This is a genomic window from Enterobacter cloacae complex sp.6700776, assembly GCF_048284255.1.
In the GTDB taxonomy this organism is placed as follows: domain Bacteria; phylum Pseudomonadota; class Gammaproteobacteria; order Enterobacterales; family Enterobacteriaceae; genus Enterobacter; species Enterobacter intestinihominis.
This window is the reverse complement of the sequence record NZ_JBLVYK010000198.1, coordinates 1-295: the sequence shown is the minus strand read 5'-3', so window position 1 is coordinate 295 and position 295 is coordinate 1. Positions and strand designations below refer to the sequence as shown.

Annotated in this window: 1 pseudogene; it reads right to left on the bottom strand. The window is 46.1% G+C overall.

Annotated features, from left to right (window positions below):
• Positions 1 to 295 (bottom strand): annotated as a pseudogene (locus ACNQ0T_RS23870) (pyridine nucleotide-disulfide oxidoreductase); the annotation flags it as partial.

The following is a 295-nucleotide window of genomic DNA, read 5'->3' as shown; positions in this document are numbered from 1 at the left end:
CTATAAGGCAGCCCGGCATCCATCACCATTTTCACTATATTAATCATCTCGTGGGAGTCAACACACAGCAGTGATGCCCCTAATATACGTTGGGTTTTATTATCAACAATCGCTTTTAATACCCCACGAGTATCATTCATCACTCTGGCACGCGGAATTGCAGCTACAGGCAATGTCACCACCTGAATATCAGCACCACTCTCTCTGGCCTGTTCTTCTGTCATACCAACCCTGGACAGTGCCGGTGTCATGAATACGGAATAAGGCACATTTTTCCGATCATCAGTACTACGTC